The following is a 19,649-nucleotide window of genomic DNA, read 5'->3' as shown; positions in this document are numbered from 1 at the left end:
AACCCGGGGTTAGTATTTACATATAGTCCAACGACCACATGAGTGGTATACCAGCCGGGAGAACCCGGAACCTTATCTACGTATAAAATTTCCATATGCAAGTATTAAAATTCGGAGGAACTTCCGTAGGAAGCGCCAAGGCAATAGAACAAGTTTGTAACATTCTCCAAAACCATAAACCCGCAGGAAAATACGCGATCGTCGTATCTGCCCTGGGCGGGGTAACGGACATGCTTATACGCTGCGGTCAACAGGCCGAAAAAGGACAGGAATCATACAAAAACATCCTGCAGGAAATTGAAACCAGGCACCTCGATACCATCCGCGAATTATTCCCGATCACCGCACAAAGCAGCCAGATCAGCCAGCTTAAAAAGAAACTCAACGCCCTGGAAACCCTCTGCGACGGCATCTTCCAGGTTGCGGAACTGAGCGCCCGCTCCCTCGACAAGATCATGAGCTACGGCGAATTGCTCTCCTGCTCTATCGTTGCCGAAAAATTAAAACAACTGGGCTTCAATGCAACCTGCAAAGACAGCAGGGAACTCATTGTTACCGATAACAACTTCGGCCATGCCGCTGTTAACTTTCCCGTTACCAATCATAACATCTCTCAATACTTCGCCCAGCAACAGGCAGATTACGTAGTACTGCCGGGCTTCGTGGCCGCCACTTCCGAAGGCGAAACCACTACCCTGGGCAGAGGAGGTTCCGATTATACCGCCGCCATCATCGCCGCCGCAGTGAATGCCGCCGTGCTGGATATATGGACAGACGTAAGCGGGATGATGACCGCCGACCCAAGGATCGTATCCCAGGCTATTCCTATCTCTCATATTTCTTATGTGGAAGCCATGGAACTTTCTCACTTCGGCGCGAAGGTCATCTACCCCCCTACCATTCAACCGGTCATGAACAAACGTATACCCATCTGGGTTAAGAATACGTTTGCACCGGAAGATCACGGCACCCTGATCCAGGAAAATGCAGACAAAAGCTATCCCGTTACCGGCATCTCCGGCATCCAGCACATTGCCCTGTTAACGCTGGAAGGAAGCGGCATGGTTGGCATCCCCGGCTTCTCCAAACGTTTGTTTGAAGCGCTGTTACGGGAACGCATCAACGTAATCCTCATTACCCAGAGCTCTTCCGAACACTCCATCACCGTAGGCATACACGAAACAGATATGCTGAAAGCCAAATCGGCCGTGGACAGCGAGTTTGCACAGGAAATACTGGAAAGGAGGATCTCGCCGCTCATCGTAGAAAAAGACCTTTGCATTGTAGCGGTAGTAGGCGATAAAATGAAGAACCATCACGGCACCAGCGGTAAACTTTTCGGCACCCTCGGCAGGAACGGGGTAAACGTAAGAGCGATCGCACAGGGATCTACCGAAAAAAATATTTCCGCTGTGATCAATAAAGCAGATCTCAGGAAAGCGCTTAACTTAATGCACGAAACTTTCTTTGAAACGCCTCTTAAACAGGTAAATCTCTTTATTGCCGGGGTAGGAAATGTGGGCGGCAAACTGCTGGAACAACTGCAACAGCAGCACGAATACCTGCAGAAAGAACTGGGCCTGCAGATAAGGGTGATAGCGCTGGCCAACAGCAAACGCACACTCATCAACGATAAAGGCATTTCCCTGGCCAACTGGAAAGAGCAACTGGAAAATGGCGCAGCCATGAGCACCGCCGAACTGGTAGACCAAATAAGAACCCTCAACCTGCGCAACAGCGTATTTGTGGATAATACCGCCAGCGCCGACATCGCAACTACCTACCACGAATTCCTGCAACATGGTATTTCTGTGGTGACCTGCAATAAGATCGCCTGCTCTTCCGACTATGTTTACTATAAACAACTGAAAGACCTGGCCAGGAAATACAACGCTTCTTTCCTTTTCGAAACTAATGTTGGCGCAGGTTTGCCGGTGATCAACACCCTGAACGACCTCGTAAGGAGCGGCGACAAAGTGCATAGTATAGAAGCGGTATTATCAGGAAGCCTGAACTTCGTGTTCAATCATTTTGTGAATGGCGCCAGTTTCAGGGAAGTAGTAAAAGCAGCGCAGGACGAAGGGTATACCGAACCGGACCCGAGAATTGACCTGAGCGGCAAAGATGTTATGCGCAAGATCCTGATACTGGCCCGTGAAAGCGGTGCGGCTATTGAAATGGATGAAATCACCAACCATTCTTTCCTGCCCGCCGAATCATTGAACGCGCCTTCTGTAGAAGCATTTTATGAAACGCTGGATACTTATGCGCAACACTTCGAAGACCTGAGAGCGGCCGCCGACAAAGAAGGAAAACGTTTGAAATTCGTTGCGCGTTATGAAAACGGGAAAGCATCCGTAGGCCTGCAAAGCGTAGGCGCTTCCCATCCTTTCTATCAACTGGAAGGAAAAGACAACATCGTTCTTTATACTACCAGCCGTTATAAAGATCAGCCGCTGATCGTAAAAGGCGCCGGGGCGGGAGCAGATGTTACAGCATCTGGAATTTTTGCTGATATCATCCGCAGTGCAAGATTGTAACAAAAATCATCTAACTTCTAACTAACAAATGGCTTATGGATAGTATTAAAGTATTTGCACCGGGAACAGTGGCGAATGTAGCGTGTGGATTCGATGTAATTGGCCTGGCCCTGGACGCCCCCGGCGATGAAATGATCATCCGGCGTTCGGAAGTACCGGGCGTAAGGATCAGCGCCGTGCATGGCGCCGATCTCCCCCTGGAAGCATCCAGGAATGTTGCCGGAGTAGCCGTACAGGCATTACTGCAAAAACTGGAAGACCCGAAAGCAGGTTTCGAAATAGAGATCTTCAAGAATATACATCCCGGCAGCGGCATAGGGTCCAGCGCGGCCAGCAGCGCCGGCGCGGTGGTAGGCGTCAACCTACTGCTGGGCGAACCGTTCAGCCGCAAACAACTGGTGAGGTTCGCCATGGAAGGCGAAAGACTGGCCAGCGGCGCAGCGCATGCCGACAACGTGGCGCCGGCCATACTCGGCGGCTTTACCCTGGTAAGGAGTTACAGACCGCTGGATATAACGGCCTTGCATACACCCAAAGACCTCTGGGTTACCGTTATTCACCCGCAGATCGAAGTTAAAACTTCCGACGCCCGGGAAATACTGAAACAAAAGGTGCTGATGACAGACGCCATCCGCCAGTGGGGCAATGTAGGCGCGCTTGTGGCGGGCCTGTACCAGGAAAATTATGACCTGATCAGCCGTTCCCTGGAAGATGTGATCGTAGAGCCTATCCGATCTATCCTTATCCCGGCCTTTCATGAACTGAAACTCCGGTGCAAGGAAGCCGGCGCATTGGGAGGCGGCATCTCCGGCTCCGGTCCTTCCGTTTTTATGTTGAGTAAAGGAGAAGAAAGCGCCAGGAAAGTAGCCGACACCATGAACCAGGTATATGCGCCATTAGGAGTGGATTACAAAATATATGTGTCCCAGATCAATACCGAAGGCGTTAAAGTGATTGGATAAAATATAAAACAGTACATGAAATATTTCAGTTTAAACAATAAATCGCACCAGGTCAATTTCGAGACTGCAGTTATACAGGGCCTGGCCCCCGACAGAGGATTATATTTCCCTGAAAAGATCCCGGCCCTGGACCCCGCTTTCATAGCGAACCTTCATCAATTTTCAGATCATGAGATCGGCTACCGGGTGATCAGTCCTTTTATTGGCGATGAAATAGAAGAAAAGGAATTAAGAAAGATCATTGCGGATACGCTCAGCTTCCCCTTCCCCGTTCAGAAAGTAACAGGGCAAACCTTTGCATTGGAGCTTTTCCATGGCCCTACCCTCGCTTTTAAGGATGTAGGCGCCCGCTTTATGGCAGGTTGCCTGGGTTATTTCCGCCGCAACAGCAAAGAGCCGGTTACCGTGCTGGTAGCTACAAGCGGCGATACCGGCGGCGCAGTGGCCAGCGGCTTTTACGATGTACCAGGCGTGGAAGTGGTGATACTGTACCCTTCTAAAAAGGTAAGCCAGTTGCAGGAAAAACAACTGACCACATTAGGTAAAAACATACATGCGTTAGAGATAGAAGGAACGTTCGACGATTGCCAGCAACTGGTAAAAACTGCGTTCCTCGACCAGGAACTGCAACAGAAAAGAGCGCTCACCAGCGCCAATTCTATCAACGTTGCCCGCTGGCTGCCGCAGATGTTCTATTATTTCCTCGCATACAAACAGATGAAGGCGGCGCATCCTAAACTGATATTCTCTGTACCCAGCGGGAACTTCGGGAATATCTGTGCGGGCATGATGGCAGCAGCTATGGGATTGCCTGTATCTCATTTCGTAGCAGCTACGAATGTGAACGATACCGTTCCCCGCTTCATGGAAACAGGCAAATACGATCCGCACAGCGCCGTACCTACGCTTTCCAACGCCATGGACGTTGCAGACCCAAGCAACTTTGTAAGGATACTGGAACTTTTTGGCAACAGCCTGCCCAGCCTGCAGGCCAAACTCAGCTCTTATAGTTTTACAGATGCTGAAACCAGCGTAGCAATGGAAAAGGTCTGGAAAGAACACCATTATATGCTGGACCCGCATGGGGCCGTAGGATACCTGGGCCTGCAACAATACCTGCAGGACCATCCGGAACTTACAGGAATTTTCCTGGAAACAGCCCACCCGGTGAAGTTTGAAGATACCGCTCCGAAGAGCATAAGGGATGAGATCTATACCCCGGCAAAAGTGGCCTCATTGTATTACAAAGAAAAACAGGCGACACTGCTGCCAACAGACTATAATACCTTCAAAAACTGGTTAATGCAATAAGGATTGTGTAGTTTTACGCCCGTATGAAGCGTATACCTATCCTTTTCTTATTAATGGGTGCTTTGGCATGTCATCATGCCGGCACCCGGCAACCGGAAACATCGTCAAAAGACTCTGCACTCTACAGCGATATCGTTCGCCCGGTCACCGATTCTATTCATCAATTTCCGGATAACCCGTCTTTATACTATCGCCGCGCCTTATTGTTGTTTAACACTGATCCATCACTGGCGTTGACAGACTTTGAAAAGGCCGCCGGCATCGACACCGCCAATACCGATTACTGGGCAGGCGCCGGAGAGGCCGCGCTTGTGGTGAATGATTTTAAAAAGGCGGCGCAGAATTTCCAACAGGCGTTGCAGACGGCGCCCGATTACACTTACCTTCAATACCGGCTCGCTATGGCCTGGGTCGAGAATAAACAATATGAAGCAGCCGATAGCCTGGCCAATGTGCTGGCGCAGTCGGCCGACGGAAGGGACAAAGCTTTTTACCTGAAAGCCCGGATGGCGGAAGACAAGCAGGATACCGTAGCAGCTATCAGGCACCTGACCTCCGCGATACAGGCGGCGGGGCAAGCGCCGGAATTTGAAGCGGTGATGGAGCTGGCCGATCTGCTGCGCACCCGTAAAGCTCCCGCAGCGTTGAACTATTATATGCTGGCATGGAGACTGGATACCACCAACGCGCATCCTGTTTTTGAAGCGGGGCAATACCAGGAAGAACTGAACAACCAGGCGGCGGCTATGCAGGCTTACAAACAATGCATCATAGCTGATCCCGGGTTTGAACCGGCATATATGGCAATGGGCAAGATCAGCCTCCGGAAAAAGGACTGGAAAGAGGCCTATAATTATTTTAACATGTCGGCGAAGGTAGCGCCAACAGATGCCTGGGCTTATTATTACCGTGCTATGTGCCTCGAAGAACAAGGCAAAAAGCAGGAAGCGCTGGCGGATTATGCAAAAGCCGCTTCCTTTAAAAAAGATTTTAAAGAAGCCCTTACGGCCATCAAAAGACTAAATCCTTAAATTTACAATACACAAAAAAACTGTGCATTTGGAAAAAGATCCTGTTTTAGTAGCACCGTCTTTGCTGGCTGCTAATTTTTTAGAGTTGGGTAAAGAAGTAGAGATGATCAACCGCAGCGAAGCTGACTGGTTTCATTTAGATGTGATGGATGGTCGCTTTGTGCCTAACATCAGCTATGGCCTGCCGGTGATCGCACAGATCAGCAAGCTGGCAAAAAAACCGCTGGATGTGCACCTGATGATAGAAGAACCGGAGAAGTATGCTGCCGAATTCAAAAAGGCAGGAGCCAATAGTTTAACCGTGCATATGGAAGCCTGTGTGCATCTTCACAGGAACATTCAACAGATCAGGGGCCTGGGGATGAAGGCCGGCGTAGCGCTTAACCCGCATACTCCCGTTGTGACGCTGGAAAACATCATCAGGGACATTGACCTGGTACTGGTTATGAGCGTGAATCCGGGCTTTGGGGGACAAACATTTATCGAACAAACCTATCATAAGATCAGGCAGGTAAAACAACTGATCGCGGAAACCGGATCATCGGCGTTAATTCAGGTAGATGGCGGTGTGGAACTCTCGAACGCGGGACAATTAGTGGCAACAGGCGCTGATGTACTGGTATCTGGCAGTGCTATATTTGCGTCTCCTGACCCGGAGAAAACCATTCACTTATTTAAGACAAGTGGGCAATGATCTCTTTTGACAGGGGCTTGGTCAGATAGCCTGTAACAAACTTATAACCGGCTACTCTTTCCCTGTCTTTCTCATCGATCGACGAGGTCAGTACAAAGATCCGTATCTGTTTGGGAAGATCGTTACAGAATACCGCGTATTCTTCCAGGAATTCCCATCCATCCATCACAGGCATATTTAAGTCCAGCAAAATAAGGTCAGGAAGCGCGGCATCGTTCCCGGCATTTTCGCGGAGGTAATCCAGTACCTCCTGGGCGTCCGAAAATACCCGGATACCAGTGCTGATAGCCTGGCGTTCGATCATGATTTTGGCAATCTGCTGGTGAATCGGGTCATCATCTACAATAAAAATCATATTGATCAACTTCATAAGAGGGGTTTATTCATTTCTAAAAGTAATTATAAATTTTGTTCCTTCACCAGGGCGGCTTTCAGCCCTGATATTGCCTCCCATTGCCTCTACCTGGGTCTTGGTAATAAACAGCCCGATACCTTTGGCATCTTTGTTTTTATGGAATGTTTTACGGAAGCCGAATAGTTTATTCCCAAACCGTTCCATATCGATCCCCACTCCATTATCCTGAACAGTTAACACGATATTATCATTCATTTTGCTGGTTTCCAGGTGTAATGCAGGTTCCCGTTCCGGCGAACGATACCTGATAGCGTTTGTAATAAAGTTCTGCAGGATGCTGTCGAGGTAGACCTTTGGATATTCCAGCGTCGTTGCAGCGTCGAAGTTATAGGTGATCTTAATATTGCTGGTTTCAATATCTACCAGCAAAATATCCATTACCTTCTGCAACCTTTCTGCAAAAACCAGTCTTTCTTTTTCCACATTCACATCTTTACGTATCTGTACCACTTCAACAAGATCGTTCAGGGTTTCATCTATCTTTTTGATCACTTCATGCAGCATTCCAAGATACAGGTCCCTCTCCTGTTGTGATGATGCCTCGTTATGCATCAGCATTAAAGCTTTCAGATTGGCAATAGGCGCTCTAAGATTATGGGATGTAATATGCGCAAAATCTTCCAGTTGTTTATTCTGGTTGACCAGGTTTTTATTCAGGTTAGATAGCTGCTCGTTCGCCTTCCGGAGTTCTTTCTGCATTTTGCGGCTATCGGTAATATCACGCATGAAAACAGAAATTCCCCCATCCTGCATTGGTGTAAGCAGGAAATCGTACCATTTGTCGGCGCCCGAGAAATAGATGCCGAACGATTGAGACGTCTGGTGTTCAATACACTCCTGCAAACGGGGGTAAAAAACGGTGCCGGATAAACGCGGAAATTCCTCGAAAATATTGCTGCCAATGGCTACCGGGTGGCCGATCATTTTTTCGGCTTTCCGGTTGAGGAAGTTAAGATTCCCGTTCTTCTCCATCGCCGCATAGCCCATATCGATGGTATCAAAGAAAAGCCGCATCAGCTCTGTATTCCGGGTAAGCGCGTCTTTGATCTCCCAGTGTTCTGTCACATCCTGCACTACTCCGTATAGCCTAACCAGTTGCCCATCCTCGTATCCCGGCTGGCCTATGAACCGCACCCGCTTCTGCTGCCCGTTGGCAAGTACGGTGAGGTGTACATCAAACGCCTTACCGCTATCCCGGCAGGCTCTCAGCAATGCCCGCAGGGTGTCCCTGGCCTCGTCGGAGTAGAACGACAGCGCTTTTTCAAGGGTTAGTTCTCCCATGGCCGGGTGACAGCCATGGATCAGATAAGATTCGTCTGTCCATCTCATAACCCCGGTGTTCATCTCCAGCTCCCATCCTCCTATCTTTCCTATATTCCCTGTTTGCTGCAGGAACACCTGGTTCTTTTTATTCTCTTCTTCCTGGGCCTTTTTATCGGTAATATCATTGATCAGCGCTACTACGATCATTTCTTTGTCGACCGGCTCTACTACCGGGAAAACAGTAAGATCCAGGTATACTTCCCTGGCAACGGTTGTCCAGCGGCTATCCTGCGAAAAATCTATCTTCTTCTCCACCCGCAGGGTCTTGTTCTGATCCAGGGCCTGTACGAAGAGTTTATCCAGCTCGAAGGCGATGGCCAGTTCATCGGTCATAACGTTGAAAGGCTGCCGCATAGCGGGATTAGGAGAATTGAAGAAGATGCGCTGGGTTTGATTGATCCGCCTGATGAAACCGAAGTTATCGAACTGGATGTAGCCTATCGGCAGGTTTTCGATGATATTGTCGAGCAGCCGTTCGCTTTTCTGCAGGCTGAGTTCTGAGAGTTTCTTTTCCGTAATATCGTCCAGGATGAGGAAGATGTTAGCGGTATTCCTGGCCTTGTCTGTGAGCGGGAATACGGTAGCTTCGAAGTAAACGGGATATAGCCGGGTGATGTTCCGGATACGTTTTTCCCTGTACCTGAGCAGTATTTCTTTTTTGATGGTTTTGCCGGTGTCCCTTGCTTCTTCGAATATGGATGCCAGGCCGTTGAGGCGGTAGAAAGGGTCTTGCAGCCAGTTGTAGCCGGGATTGGTAAAGAATGGGTGTGCGCTCCCCCAGATCTCGCGCTGCCGGCTGTTCATGTCAATACTGTCGCCATTGGCGGCGAACTGTTGAAGGCCCAGGGGAAGGTTTTCCAGTACCTGGCTGTAATAGATCTCGTTCAGTTCCTGTTTAATAGCGGCGAGTTTGCGGGTAGTGATATCCATGCCGATGAGGAGGCAGCCGATGATCTCGCCGGCTTCGTTGGTAATGGCGCTGCAACCGGCTTCCAGCCACAGGGGCTGATCAGAGGACAGGTTGAAGCCTATTTCACCGCGGGCGGGAGTTCCTTCCAGGGCTTTGGAGAGCCACCCAAACCACTGAAGAGGGTTTTCGGGAGGGAGCACGCTGGTGAACGACCGTCCGATCAGCTGATCGGGCGAGGTCTGCAATACGGCTGTCACCTGCAAATTTACCGCAGTAATAATACCGAGCGTGTCGATAGAAACAGAAAAGGCACAGGCATTAATAGCGGCTTCCAGATGTTGTAAGTGCCGGTAGTGCTGTTCCAGCATAACTACATTCATATGATAGCAAATCTATTCTTTATCATCTAGCAATCCCAAAGTAGGCATTATATAGTGAAAAAGCATTATTATCTGCGATAAAAGTAATAAAATGTCCGGTAACCGGCAATTCAGCGTAACAGGCGGTTGCCGGGAATTGCGGCGATGTGGCGCAGGCTTATCCACTTGTTGTGGATTTTCAGTTTTCTGAAATTGTTAAACGATCAATATCTTTGGGTTGTATTATTATATTAATATTTATCAAATATTATCAGATGAAGATTTGGATTATCATGGGTTCAGGAAGCGGCAACCTGTAAAGGCAGATCCTGGCGCGCCTGCAATCCGGCCCTGGAAAAACATGATTGCAGCGGCGTCATATCCTGATTCTGATAAAAAAGAAATGCTGTGTATCACTGCACAGGCAAAAGGATTGGCGTAATTATTGCCGCAGCTGGCATGGCAGCAGCCTTACCTGGAGTTGTTTTGGCTCATATCTCACTCCCTGTACTTGGCGTTCCATTGGAGATGGCAGTCTGCTTAGCGGCGATAAAAACAGTCCTTCAACCAGAACGGCTACAGAATTTAGTATTAGCTTAACAGCGACGTCGTCCAGGTTGCATTTTATTTAAATAAATTCGGTATCGATAACATCGGCATCGATATTCCTGGAAAATTAAACTATAGAATCATTGACTGAATCCATTATCAATTTAGACAGCATTAATCCCATAGAGTTTTTCGGTGTTAACAATGGAAAACTCGATCTGTTGAAGAAAAAATTCCCATTGTTGAAGATCCTGTCGAGGGGTACCCAGCTGAAACTGAGCGGGTCGCCTGAGGAAGTAGCAACAGCAGAGGAAAAGATCAAACAGATAGTGAAGTATCTGGAACGGAATGGCAACCTGACGGAAAACTATTTCGAGCAGATCCTGGGAGACGAGGAAGGAACGAGGATAGATAATTTCAGTGAGCGCAATCCCAACGATGTATTGGTTTTTGGTCCGAATGGCCGTACCGTTCGAGCCCGTACCAGCAACCAGAAAAAGATGGTTGCATTGGCAGAAAAGAACGATATCATATTTGCGATTGGACCTGCCGGTACCGGTAAAACCTATACGGCTGTTGCATTAGCAGTAAGGGCGCTGAAGAACAAAGCAGTAAAAAAGATCATTTTAACCCGGCCGGCGGTTGAAGCAGGTGAAAGCCTGGGTTTCCTGCCCGGTGATCTGAAGGAAAAGATCGATCCGTATTTACGCCCGTTGTATGATGCGCTGGATGATATGATCCCAGCAGAAAAGCTCAGCTATTACATGGCCAACAGGATTATAGAAATTGCTCCCCTGGCGTATATGCGTGGCCGTACCCTCGATAATTCCTTTATTATCCTGGATGAGGCTCAAAATGCTACAGACCTGCAGATCAAAATGTTTCTGACCCGTATTGGCGCTTCGGCCCAAGCCATTATCACAGGCGACCTTACCCAGATAGACCTGCCAAAGAACCAGCAATCCGGTCTGGAAAGGGCAACCCGCATCCTGCGCAATATTGAAGGGATAGGGCATGTAGAGCTGGATGAAGAAGACGTGGTAAGACACCGGTTGGTTAAAGCAATTATCAAAGCGTACGACGCACATAAAAACAGTTAGGATCTTTATCCGGCTATCCCCGGTACTATCGGGGATAGCCGGGTTAACCTGCCTTAACACAAATATTAACGCTTTGTTAACGGCAATTGCCGTAAGTTCATTTTTGGGAAATTCAGTCCGAAAGCCTGTGAATATACGTTTCAATCAACGGCGAGACTTTGCAGAATTGAAGTTTACCCCTATTTTTGTTGTGATATACTATAATTTATCGACCGCATGACCAATTTCTTTCGAATCATGACACTGGCATTCATTACAACCATGCTATTGGGTAGTTGTAAGAAAAGAGCTTCTCCCGAAGAGGTAGCGCTTGCGTTCATGCATGCGATTCAGGATTCGAACTATGACCAGGCCAGAGAATACGCCACTAAAGAGTCCCAACAGGTAATACAGATCTATGCTATTTTCGATGGCCGCAGAAGCGGAGCGGAAAGAGAAAAGATCAAGAACGCAAAGATTGAAGTGGTGAATATCGAAGAAAACGGGGATAAAGCTGCTGTGACGATCCTGAACTCCTCTGCTCATCAGAAAGAAGTACTCCAGATGGTGAAAGAGAACGGGCAATGGAAAATATCACTGACATTCGACAGTATTATACCTAACTACACCCCTCAATCCGGCAGCGCTGCCACTGATACCACATTGCTGGATCAGGAGGCAGATTCCACTGTAACAAATGGCGCCAACGTACCTGTAAACTGATTTCTCCCGAAAGATTGGATAATTTTTTAGCAATTATCCTCCAGTTCCTTAATTTTGCCCTCGCATTATGCAAGGATGGGGTAGATTTCCGGTTTTATCTTACAGGAACAACGATCATCTCTTTCAGTTCAGAAAGAACAGTAACCTTATTCTGCTGCATAATAGCGAACGAATAATTATATACTATATACAAAGTAAAGTAGATTTATTATGATGACAAATCCCTGGCACAGTGTAAGTCCTGGATCTGAAGGGCCACATATTGTTAATGCTATAATCGAGATTCCGAAGGGATGCCGTGCCAAATACGAATTAGACAAAGAAAGCGGCCTTTTAAAACTGGACCGTGTATTATATTCTTCCGTATACTACCCAGCCAACTACGGTTTCATCCCGCAATCTTACTGCGATGATCATGACCCGCTGGATATCCTGGTGCTTTCCCAGGTAGAATGCGTGCCTATGTGCATCATCGAAGCAAAAGTGATAGGCGTAATGCAAATGATTGATGGCGGCGAAGCAGATGATAAGATCATCGCTGTTGCAGCTAACGACATGAGCGTAAACTATATTAACGATATTTCCGAACTTCCACCTCACTTCATCGATGAAATGCGTCATTTCTTCGAAGAGTACAAGAAGCTGGAAAAGAAAACAGTAGTAGTAGAAGAATTCCAGAATAAGGAGAAAGCGGAAAACATTATCCTGAAGAGCTTCGACGACTACCGCAAGATCTTCAAACAAAGCTAATACCCGCCTTAGGGCAATGAAATAAAGAAGCATAAGGAATTTTGACAGGCAGGGATATCATCTTCTCCCTAACATCAAAAACCTTATGCTTCTTTTTTGCCTGATACAAGCCTGCATCAGAAAAAGCGTTTGATTATACGCAGGCGGTGCGTCCGGAGCCCCGTGTCTTTGTTGGTGATGCCCTGGTTATCGATCGGGTCTATCCTTACTTTACCGGCAGAATGGATGATCTCCTGTTCGCTCAGCAAGATGCCCACGTGGGTAATGCGGCCTTCATCATTGTCGAAGAACGCGAGGTCGCCCAGCCTGGCCTGCTGAAGAAAATCAACAAGCTGACCTTGGGTTGCCTGCAAATAGGCGTCGCGCAACAAGGGTATCCCGAACAACCTGAAAACATGCTGGGTAAACCCCGAACAATCGACCCCAAACACGCTGACGCCTCCCCAGAGGTAGGCAGTGTTCAGGAATTGAAATGCGGCGGCCTTTAAAGCTGTTGTATCCACTGGCTGATGCGACAGGATGCCAGACAGCGGTTCTTCGAAGCTTACGGATATATCGCCCCACTGCGCTGATTTACCGGCATATTGTTTTACCGGGCACCCGTAGGGTACATGCATTGGTATGCCGTTCATCTTCACCAGGTTAGCCCAGGAAGGGGTAAAATGAGAAGCGGGCGCCTCGTATAACGCGGTATCTATAGTTTCGAGATGCGACAAAGAAGCCCATCCTGTATAATTATCGTACTGGTTTCTTATTTCTGCCCAACCATCGGCAGTAGTAGAGAGTATTTCTACGCAGGAGCCCCATAACAACTGGGAAACCATTTCACTCCGGTGAGCGGCCGATGCCCGCATAGGCGCTACCGGCACGGTTACAATGGCGTATGGCATATTAATTGTATAAAACCCTTTTATAATTCAATAATTCTATGCTAGAAATGAACTTTTTCCGCTTTTGTACGTAAATATAAATTAATAAGTGTATGCAACAACAGTTAACCAATTTATCAGATAAGGAGTTAATATCCCGCGCCAGGAAACAGAACGACCGCGAGGCTGAAGGCGTATTGATGGAGAGATACAGTCATTTATTGGTTGCTGTTACATTACCCTACCTGCACAAAGACAGTTCCCTGGACCCCAATATTGTATTCCCTACACTGACACAGAGATTAAGCGCCAGCCTTAAAACCCAAACTATTTACAAAGCCAGCGAGTGGATCCTGCACATCCAGAAAGGATACCTGGGTAAACCTGAAAAGAATACCCCCTTCTACCCCTCCCGCGAAGTGAGAGATCTGCTGCATATCGAAAACCTTGTAGATAAGGCCAGCAATAATGTTATCGACAGGAATGAGCTGGTAGTCAGATTGGCACAATCCATGGACAGGCTTCAGCCGGAAGAAAAGACGCTCATTACGCATTTCTATATAGACAATAAATCTTTTGCAGAGCTTTCAGCCATTACCGGCCAGACACGCGATAAAATCAGGGCCCAGCTGAAAAGCACCAAAGGAAAACTAGCCAAGCTATTTATGAACCAGGGATATGTTAAGTAACAAACAACATAACGAAAAGATACTCAAGATTTTTTCCGCTATCCGTTGTGTCAATAAAGATCAGTTGCCCCGGTATATGGACGGCAGGCTGACGGAGGTAGAAAAACATCTGTTAGAACAGCACCTGGTCGATTGCGACCTGTGCTACGGAGCGTTGCAGGCATTGGAGAAAGAAGGAGAACAGGAGCAATACCAGGACCTCACCAGCAAACTGCAGCGGTATGTAAAAGACAGCATACAGCCCGTTTCACACGTTCAGAAAGTTGCCCAATACACGAAGAAAGAGAAAACAAAAGAACACCTGCTTTTTTATTTCTGGGTATTTGCATTTATAGGACTGGGAATAGGCAGCGTGTACGTGTTGCGCGGGCATATCCGCAACCAGCCCCCGCCAGTAAGGTACGTGGCGGCTGTAAACCCCGCTTCCGACAGCAATGCTGCAGAAAATAACGGCCCGGCGCCTGCCACCAATGCAGCCGTAGTAGCGCCTGTAAATAACGCGCATGCCTCTACGCCAAACCCGGTAAACCTGCCTAACGACCCCGTTGCTTCCGCAGCTACTGCAAAGACGCCTGCCAGCGTAGATTCCGCTGCCATCAAAAAAGCATTGGCGTTAAAGGCCGCTCAGAAAAAGGCAACTGCCGACAGCCTCGCTAAAGTAAAACGTGCCCAGTTGCTGCAAAAGCAACAGGACTCCATTCGCCGGGAAGCAGAGAAAGCAAAGGAAAAAGAAGCTGAAAAACCTAAAGAAAAAGACAAGAGCGACGAGCAACCTAAACAAGCGCCTAAACAGGAAACCGCGGCAGTAAAAGAAAAAGAAAATAACCCCGAACCTGCAAAAAAGGAAGCTGCACAGCCAACCGCTGTTGATAGTGATGAATATCTCTATAAAGCAGCCATGGTGTTCCAGCAGCAAGGCAACTACAATGAAGCCATCGACAGGTACAGGCGACTGGAATCCGTATCCTCAGGCAAATACAAAGAGATGGCACGTTACCAGCTTGCTGTATGTTACCGCAACAAGGGGCAGACAGGTAAGGCGCGTCGTATGTTCAAGGAAGTTATCAGGATGGACGGTTCCATGAAAAATGCCGCCCAACAGGCGTTAGATGGATTATAAAAAAAATTTCTGCAATTATTTGTGCATTTTTACGGTAGCTGCATCTTAGCTATAGTATTCCATTTTATTAGCCTGTGAATAATCCAGCCATACAACAACTAACAGACCAGGAGCTTTTGCAAAGGTTCAAAGCTGACCACAACAGCGAATGGATTGGCGTGCTTTTCGACCGGTATGCAGTGCTGCTTCTGGGTATGTGCATGAAGTACCTGAAAAATGAAGAGGATGCACGCGATGCCGTACAGCAAATCTTTCTCAAAGTATTATCCGATGTCAATAACCATGAAATTCAGTTTTTTAAAGCCTGGATATACCAGGTAACAAAAAACTATTGTCTCATGCAACTGAGGAGCCATCCTTTGAAGTATAAAGAGGAGATCTCCGACCGGACCATGGGCGAAATGGTTGCAGAACCCTTGGATAAAAAAGCATACCAGGAGAAAGACCTGCTGATAGAAAACATGGAACATGCTATCCAGCAGCTGAATCCTGAACAGCGTACCTGTATCCAGTTGTTTTATTTAGACAAGAAATCTTACCAGGAAATTGCGGATAAAACCGGCTATTCCCTGTTACAGGTTAAAAGCTATATCCAGAACGGGAAACGAAATTTAAAACTATTGTTGGAGAAACAACAACGCACAAACCACTAACTTGCATTATATAGTGATATGAACGAGCATTTCAACGATATATTTGTTACGACAGGCTGTCCTTCTCAACAGCAGTTGCTGGACTATGTCCAGGGAAAACTGTCTGCTGCCGAACAGCATGAAGTAGAAATGCATCTGGCAGATTGCGAGCTTTGCAGCGAAGCCATAGAAGGACTTTCTGCAATTAAGGAGAAAGAGAAGATCCCCGGATGGATCATCGAAATGAAATGGAATTTATTGAAGCAATTACGTCTGCGCTCCAGGTCAAGGAGAAAACTTGAAACCTACATATACCTGGCGGTCCTGATCTTTGGTATCATCTTATTACTGCTCGGCGCTTTCTGGGCTTATTATTTTATAAACAGGAAATAAGGATAGGAAGCATCTTTTTCTCTATCCTTATTTCCTGTTATCAGTATAAAGTTTTGTCTCCTTTCTCTTTCCACTCTCTGAACACCGCCAAAGCTTCCTGATCCGGCATCGGAATAAGCGGGATCTTCTTCTTCGTATGCGGTACTTCCAGCTCCTTGTAAATAAAGGAATCATCGAAGTCTATGGCTGCCGCATCTTCTTTTGTATTGGCATAATAGACCCGCTGAGGCCTGGCCCAGTAAATTGCACCTAAACACATGGGGCAAGGTTCGCAGGAGGTATATATCTCGCAACCCGTCAGCTGAAAGGCGCCTAAACGTTCACAGGCCTGGCGGATGGCCACCACTTCTGCATGCGCTGTAGGGTCTGTTGTTGCCAATACCTGGTTCCAACCCTCTCCTATTATTTCATCTCCCTTTACCACTACTGCCCCAAAAGGCCCTCCATCCCCGCTTTCCATCCCTTTGCGCGATAATGCAATGGCATGTTGCATAAATCTTTTTTCTCTGGCTCCGATCATATACCTGCGTTTTTGGTTCATTCAAATTTACTGAAAGCTAACGGATAAAAGAGGGCACAAAAAAAGCCCCGCGAAGAGTCGCGGGGCTTATTGTAACTATGTATCGTCGTATTTAGAATTACTTGTTTCTAATCACCACTACTCCATCAAAAACATCGACAAGTACTGGCTTAGATTTATCTATGTCGCCTGCCAGGATCTTTTTACTCAGCAGGTTGATAATTTCTTTCTGGATAAGGCGTTTAAGCGGCCTTGCACCAAACTGAGGATCATAACCCTGAACGGAGAGATACTCAATTGCATAGTCAGAAAATTCCAATATCATGCCACTTTTAGCCACCATGTCTTTCAACTGTTGTAATTGAATGTTAATTATTCCTTTGATCTCTTCTCTCATCAATGGCTGGAACATGATCACTTCATCTATCCTGTTCAGGAATTCCGGACGGATGGTCTGTTTAAGCAGGTTTAACACTTCTTCCTTAGTTGCATCTACTATCTCTTCCCTGTTCTCGTCGTTGATCTTTTCGAAGTTTTCCTGGATAATATGACTACCCATGTTGCTGGTCATGATAATGATGGTATTCTTGAAATTGACCACTCTGCCTTTGTTATCTGTCAACCTTCCATCGTCGAGCACCTGCAATAAAATGTTAAAAGTATCCGGGTGCGCTTTTTCAATTTCATCCAGCAGGATCACGGAGTAAGGTTTGCGTCTTACGGCTTCGGTCAACTGACCGCCTTCATCGTAACCTACATATCCCGGAGGCGCTCCTACCAGTCGGCTAACAGAATGTTTCTCCTGGTATTCGCTCATGTCGATACGCGTCATCATGTTCTCATCGTCGAACAGGTATTCAGCCAATGCTTTGGCCAGCTCTGTTTTACCCACACCTGTGGTACCGAGGAAGATGAAGGAACCGATCGGGCGGCGAGGGTCCTGCAGGCCGGCGCGGCTGCGGCGGATAGCATCGGATACAGCCACTATGGCTTCTTCCTGTCCTACTACGCGCTGATGCAGTTCTTCTTCCAGGTGCAACAGTTTATCCCTTTCGCTCTGCATCATTTTCGATACCGGGATACCAGTTGCTTTGGCTACATTTTCTGCGATATCTTCTGCATCCACTTCTTCCTTCAGCAAACGCTTATGATTTGCCGACATCTGGTCTAATTCCGCGGTCAGATCTGTTACCAGTTTCTCCTGTTCTTTAACTTTACCGTACCTGATCTCTGCCACTCTACCAAAATCGCCGTTCCTTTCTGCCTGTTCTGCTTCCAGTTTCAGGTTTTCGATATCTGCCTTCGCATTCTGGATCTTATCCACTATTTCTTTTTCTGCCTGCCATTTAGCCTTGAAAGTATTTCTTTCTTCACCTAAACGGGCGATCTCTTCTCCCAGTTCTCTCAGTTTTTCTTCATCATTTTCCCGTTTGATCGCTTCTCTTTCGATTTCCAGTTGCCTGATCCTTCTTTCCAGTTCATCCAGTTCTTCCGGCATAGAGTTCATTTCTAACCTCAGCTTTGCAGCGCTTTCGTCTATCAGGTCTATGGCTTTATCCGGCAGGAAACGATCGGTGATATAACGGTGCGATAATTCAACTGCCGCAATAATGGCCTCGTCTTTTATCAGCACGTGGTGATGGCTTTCATATTTTTCCTTCAGTCCACGTAATATAGAGATGGCATCTTCAACGGTAGGTTCGTCTACCAGTACTTTCTGGAAGCGCCTTTCCAATGCCTTGTCTTTTTCAAAATATTTCTGGTATTCATTCAGGGTGGTTGCACCGATTGCGCGGAGTTCACCTCTTGCCAATGCAGGTTTGAGGATGTTGGCAGCGTCCATTGCTCCTTCCATGGCTCCGGCGCCTATCAGCGTGTGAATTTCATCGATAAAGAGAATGATCTCTCCATTACTTTCTGATACCTCTTTTACAACGCCTTTCAAACGTTCTTCAAATTCACCCCTGTATTTTGCACCTGCCATCAGGGCGCCCATGTCCAAAGCATAAATGACTTTGGATTTCAGGTTCTCGGGCACGTCGCCGTTGATGATCCTGTGTCCTAATCCCTCTACGATCGCGGTTTTACCAACGCCTGGTTCTCCAACGAGGATAGGGTTGTTCTTAGACCGGCGGGAAAGTATATGTAAAGTTCTTCTGATCTCGTCGTCGCGGCCAATTACCGGGTCCAGTTTTCCTTCACGGGCCATTTCATTTAAGTTCTTGGCGTATTTCTGAAGGGTATTGAACTGGGTGCCTCCTGTTTGTGAATTGACTGTCTGGCCTTTGCGCAATTCCAGGATGGCGGCTTTCAGCCCTTTTTCTGTGAGCCCTGCATCTTTCAGCAGTTTAGCGGTATCGTCGTTCCCCTGGAGTATTGCCAACAACAGGTGTTCAACGCTTACAAATTCGTCTTTAAATTCTTTTATAGAAGCCCCTGCTCTCAGGATGGCATTGTTAGCCTCCCTGCTGAGCGTCTGGCCAGCGTCTCCGCCTACGATCTTTGGATACTTCTGAAGTTGTTCGTTTAATTTGGTATTAACAAAGGAAACGTTTACATCATTCTTCTTCAGTAAGTATTCCACCGGGCTGTCCTGGTCTTCCAGCAAAGCCTTTAAAAGGTGGCCTGTTTCAATCGCCTGGTTCTGGTTGTTGAAAGCGAGTTGCTGAGCCTGTTGCAGGATCTCCTGTGATTTTATAGTGAAATTATTCAAATTCATATCTTCCTTTTTGATGTTTTCAAAACGTGCTAGATAAACAACAAATCCTAATCCAATGTTG

Annotated in this window: 18 protein-coding genes; 13 read left to right on the top strand and 5 right to left on the bottom strand. The window is 47.3% G+C overall.

Going from position 1 to position 19,649, the window contains the following annotated elements; translation table 11 throughout:
- Positions 1-95: 95 nt before the first annotated feature.
- Genes thrA through rpe form a run of 5 tightly spaced genes read left to right on the top strand, consistent with a single transcriptional unit; the run spans position 96 to position 6,538 of the window.
- Positions 96-2,540: a bifunctional aspartate kinase/homoserine dehydrogenase I gene (thrA, locus tag BLV62_RS05170; protein WP_089759369.1), complete on the top strand. Its 2,445-nt coding sequence runs from the start codon at positions 96-98 to the stop codon at positions 2,538-2,540.
- Between the two features lie 35 nt (positions 2,541-2,575).
- Positions 2,576-3,502, top strand: coding sequence for a homoserine kinase (locus tag BLV62_RS05165; RefSeq protein ID WP_089759366.1), 927 nt, complete (start codon positions 2,576-2,578; stop codon positions 3,500-3,502).
- A gap of 15 nt (positions 3,503-3,517) precedes the next feature.
- Complete coding sequence (gene thrC / locus BLV62_RS05160; protein WP_089759364.1) at positions 3,518-4,813, top strand: threonine synthase; 1,296 nt, start codon at positions 3,518-3,520, stop codon at positions 4,811-4,813.
- Between the two features lie 23 nt (positions 4,814-4,836).
- Complete coding sequence (locus tag BLV62_RS05155) at positions 4,837-5,844, top strand: tetratricopeptide repeat protein (RefSeq protein ID WP_139169938.1); 1,008 nt, start codon at positions 4,837-4,839, stop codon at positions 5,842-5,844.
- Positions 5,845-5,872: 28 nt separating this feature from the next.
- Positions 5,873-6,538 (top strand): ribulose-phosphate 3-epimerase, encoded by a 666-nt coding sequence (gene rpe / locus BLV62_RS05150; protein ID WP_089759361.1) that lies wholly within the window; start codon positions 5,873-5,875, stop codon positions 6,536-6,538.
- Here rpe and BLV62_RS05145 read toward each other — a convergent pair.
- Together BLV62_RS05145 and BLV62_RS05140 are read right to left on the bottom strand one after the other, a co-directional pair.
- Positions 6,519-6,908 (bottom strand): response regulator, encoded by a 390-nt coding sequence (locus BLV62_RS05145; RefSeq protein ID WP_089759358.1) that lies wholly within the window; start codon positions 6,906-6,908, stop codon positions 6,519-6,521. The genes rpe and BLV62_RS05145 overlap by 20 nt on opposite strands.
- A gap of 9 nt (positions 6,909-6,917) precedes the next feature.
- Positions 6,918-9,566, bottom strand: a complete 2,649-nt coding sequence (locus BLV62_RS05140) for a PAS domain-containing sensor histidine kinase (RefSeq protein WP_089759356.1) — start codon at positions 9,564-9,566, stop codon at positions 6,918-6,920.
- A 387-nt stretch (positions 9,567-9,953) separates the two neighbouring features.
- Between BLV62_RS05140 and BLV62_RS28940 the strand changes: the two genes are divergently transcribed.
- The 4 genes from BLV62_RS28940 to BLV62_RS05115 all read left to right on the top strand — a co-directional run bounded on the left by BLV62_RS28940 (position 9,954) and on the right by BLV62_RS05115 (position 12,646).
- Entirely contained in the window at positions 9,954-10,145 is a 192-nt protein-coding gene (locus BLV62_RS28940; protein WP_139169936.1) for an AIR carboxylase family protein, read from the top strand.
- Between the two features lie 92 nt (positions 10,146-10,237).
- Positions 10,238-11,194: a PhoH family protein gene (locus BLV62_RS05125; RefSeq protein ID WP_089759350.1), complete on the top strand. Its 957-nt coding sequence runs from the start codon at positions 10,238-10,240 to the stop codon at positions 11,192-11,194.
- A gap of 216 nt (positions 11,195-11,410) precedes the next feature.
- On the top strand, positions 11,411-11,896 hold the full coding sequence (locus BLV62_RS05120; RefSeq protein ID WP_089759349.1) for a DUF4878 domain-containing protein: 486 nt from the start codon (positions 11,411-11,413) through the stop codon (positions 11,894-11,896).
- Positions 11,897-12,106: 210 nt separating this feature from the next.
- Positions 12,107-12,646, top strand: coding sequence for an inorganic diphosphatase (locus BLV62_RS05115; RefSeq protein ID WP_211117668.1), 540 nt, complete (start codon positions 12,107-12,109; stop codon positions 12,644-12,646).
- Positions 12,647-12,762: 116 nt separating this feature from the next.
- Here BLV62_RS05115 and BLV62_RS05110 read toward each other — a convergent pair whose 3' ends face one another.
- Entirely contained in the window at positions 12,763-13,536 is a 774-nt protein-coding gene (locus BLV62_RS05110) for a C40 family peptidase (protein WP_089759345.1), read from the bottom strand.
- Positions 13,537-13,628: 92 nt separating this feature from the next.
- Between BLV62_RS05110 and BLV62_RS05105 the strand changes: the two genes are divergently transcribed.
- The 4 genes from BLV62_RS05105 to BLV62_RS05090 all read left to right on the top strand — a co-directional run bounded on the left by BLV62_RS05105 (position 13,629) and on the right by BLV62_RS05090 (position 16,349).
- Positions 13,629-14,204, top strand: coding sequence for a sigma-70 RNA polymerase sigma factor region 4 domain-containing protein (locus BLV62_RS05105; RefSeq protein ID WP_089759344.1), 576 nt, complete (start codon positions 13,629-13,631; stop codon positions 14,202-14,204).
- Complete coding sequence (locus tag BLV62_RS05100) at positions 14,194-15,324, top strand: zf-HC2 domain-containing protein (RefSeq protein ID WP_089759341.1); 1,131 nt, start codon at positions 14,194-14,196, stop codon at positions 15,322-15,324. Before BLV62_RS05105 ends, BLV62_RS05100 begins: the two co-directional genes overlap by 11 nt.
- Before the next feature lie 74 nt (positions 15,325-15,398).
- Positions 15,399-15,977 (top strand): RNA polymerase sigma factor, encoded by a 579-nt coding sequence (locus BLV62_RS05095; protein ID WP_089759339.1) that lies wholly within the window; start codon positions 15,399-15,401, stop codon positions 15,975-15,977.
- Positions 15,978-15,995: 18 nt separating this feature from the next.
- Complete coding sequence (locus BLV62_RS05090) at positions 15,996-16,349, top strand: anti-sigma factor family protein (protein WP_089759337.1); 354 nt, start codon at positions 15,996-15,998, stop codon at positions 16,347-16,349.
- A gap of 40 nt (positions 16,350-16,389) precedes the next feature.
- Here the strand turns inward: BLV62_RS05090 and BLV62_RS05085 are convergent, their stop codons facing one another.
- Together BLV62_RS05085 and clpB are read right to left on the bottom strand one after the other, a co-directional pair.
- A complete protein-coding gene (locus tag BLV62_RS05085; protein ID WP_211117667.1) occupies positions 16,390-16,869 on the bottom strand; it encodes a nucleoside deaminase in 480 nt (159 codons plus the stop codon).
- A gap of 118 nt (positions 16,870-16,987) precedes the next feature.
- Positions 16,988-19,588: an ATP-dependent chaperone ClpB gene (gene clpB, locus BLV62_RS05080; RefSeq protein WP_089759336.1), complete on the bottom strand. Its 2,601-nt coding sequence runs from the start codon at positions 19,586-19,588 to the stop codon at positions 16,988-16,990.
- Positions 19,589-19,649 lie beyond the last annotated feature (61 nt).

It is taken from the genome of Chitinophaga terrae (ex Kim and Jung 2007), assembly GCF_900107795.1.
In the GTDB taxonomy this organism is placed as follows: Bacteria; Bacteroidota; Bacteroidia; order Chitinophagales; family Chitinophagaceae; genus Chitinophaga; species Chitinophaga terrae.
This window is presented reverse-complemented; position numbering and strand designations above follow the sequence as displayed.

Bases quoted from the DNA above. Each gene is read 5' to 3' on its own strand.
- thrA (WP_089759369.1), top strand. From the start codon at position 96: ATGCAAGTATTAAAATTCGGAGGAACTTCCGTAGGAAGCGCCAAGGCA.
- BLV62_RS05165 (WP_089759366.1), top strand. From the start codon at position 2,576: ATGGATAGTATTAAAGTATTTGCACCGGGAACAGTGGCGAATGTAGCG.
- thrC (WP_089759364.1), top strand. From the start codon at position 3,518: ATGAAATATTTCAGTTTAAACAATAAATCGCACCAGGTCAATTTCGAG.
- BLV62_RS05155 (WP_139169938.1), top strand. From the start codon at position 4,837: ATGAAGCGTATACCTATCCTTTTCTTATTAATGGGTGCTTTGGCATGT.
- BLV62_RS05145 (WP_089759358.1), bottom strand. From the start codon at position 6,908: ATGAAGTTGATCAATATGATTTTTATTGTAGATGATGACCCGATTCAC.
- BLV62_RS05140 (WP_089759356.1), bottom strand. From the start codon at position 9,566: ATGAATGTAGTTATGCTGGAACAGCACTACCGGCACTTACAACATCTG.
- BLV62_RS05120 (WP_089759349.1), top strand. From the start codon at position 11,411: ATGACCAATTTCTTTCGAATCATGACACTGGCATTCATTACAACCATG.
- BLV62_RS05115 (WP_211117668.1), top strand. From the start codon at position 12,107: ATGATGACAAATCCCTGGCACAGTGTAAGTCCTGGATCTGAAGGGCCA.
- BLV62_RS05110 (WP_089759345.1), bottom strand. From the start codon at position 13,536: ATGCCATACGCCATTGTAACCGTGCCGGTAGCGCCTATGCGGGCATCG.
- BLV62_RS05105 (WP_089759344.1), top strand. From the start codon at position 13,629: ATGCAACAACAGTTAACCAATTTATCAGATAAGGAGTTAATATCCCGC.
- BLV62_RS05100 (WP_089759341.1), top strand. From the start codon at position 14,194: ATGTTAAGTAACAAACAACATAACGAAAAGATACTCAAGATTTTTTCC.
- BLV62_RS05090 (WP_089759337.1), top strand. From the start codon at position 15,996: ATGAACGAGCATTTCAACGATATATTTGTTACGACAGGCTGTCCTTCT.
- BLV62_RS05085 (WP_211117667.1), bottom strand. From the start codon at position 16,869: ATGATCGGAGCCAGAGAAAAAAGATTTATGCAACATGCCATTGCATTA.
- clpB (WP_089759336.1), bottom strand. From the start codon at position 19,588: ATGAATTTGAATAATTTCACTATAAAATCACAGGAGATCCTGCAACAG.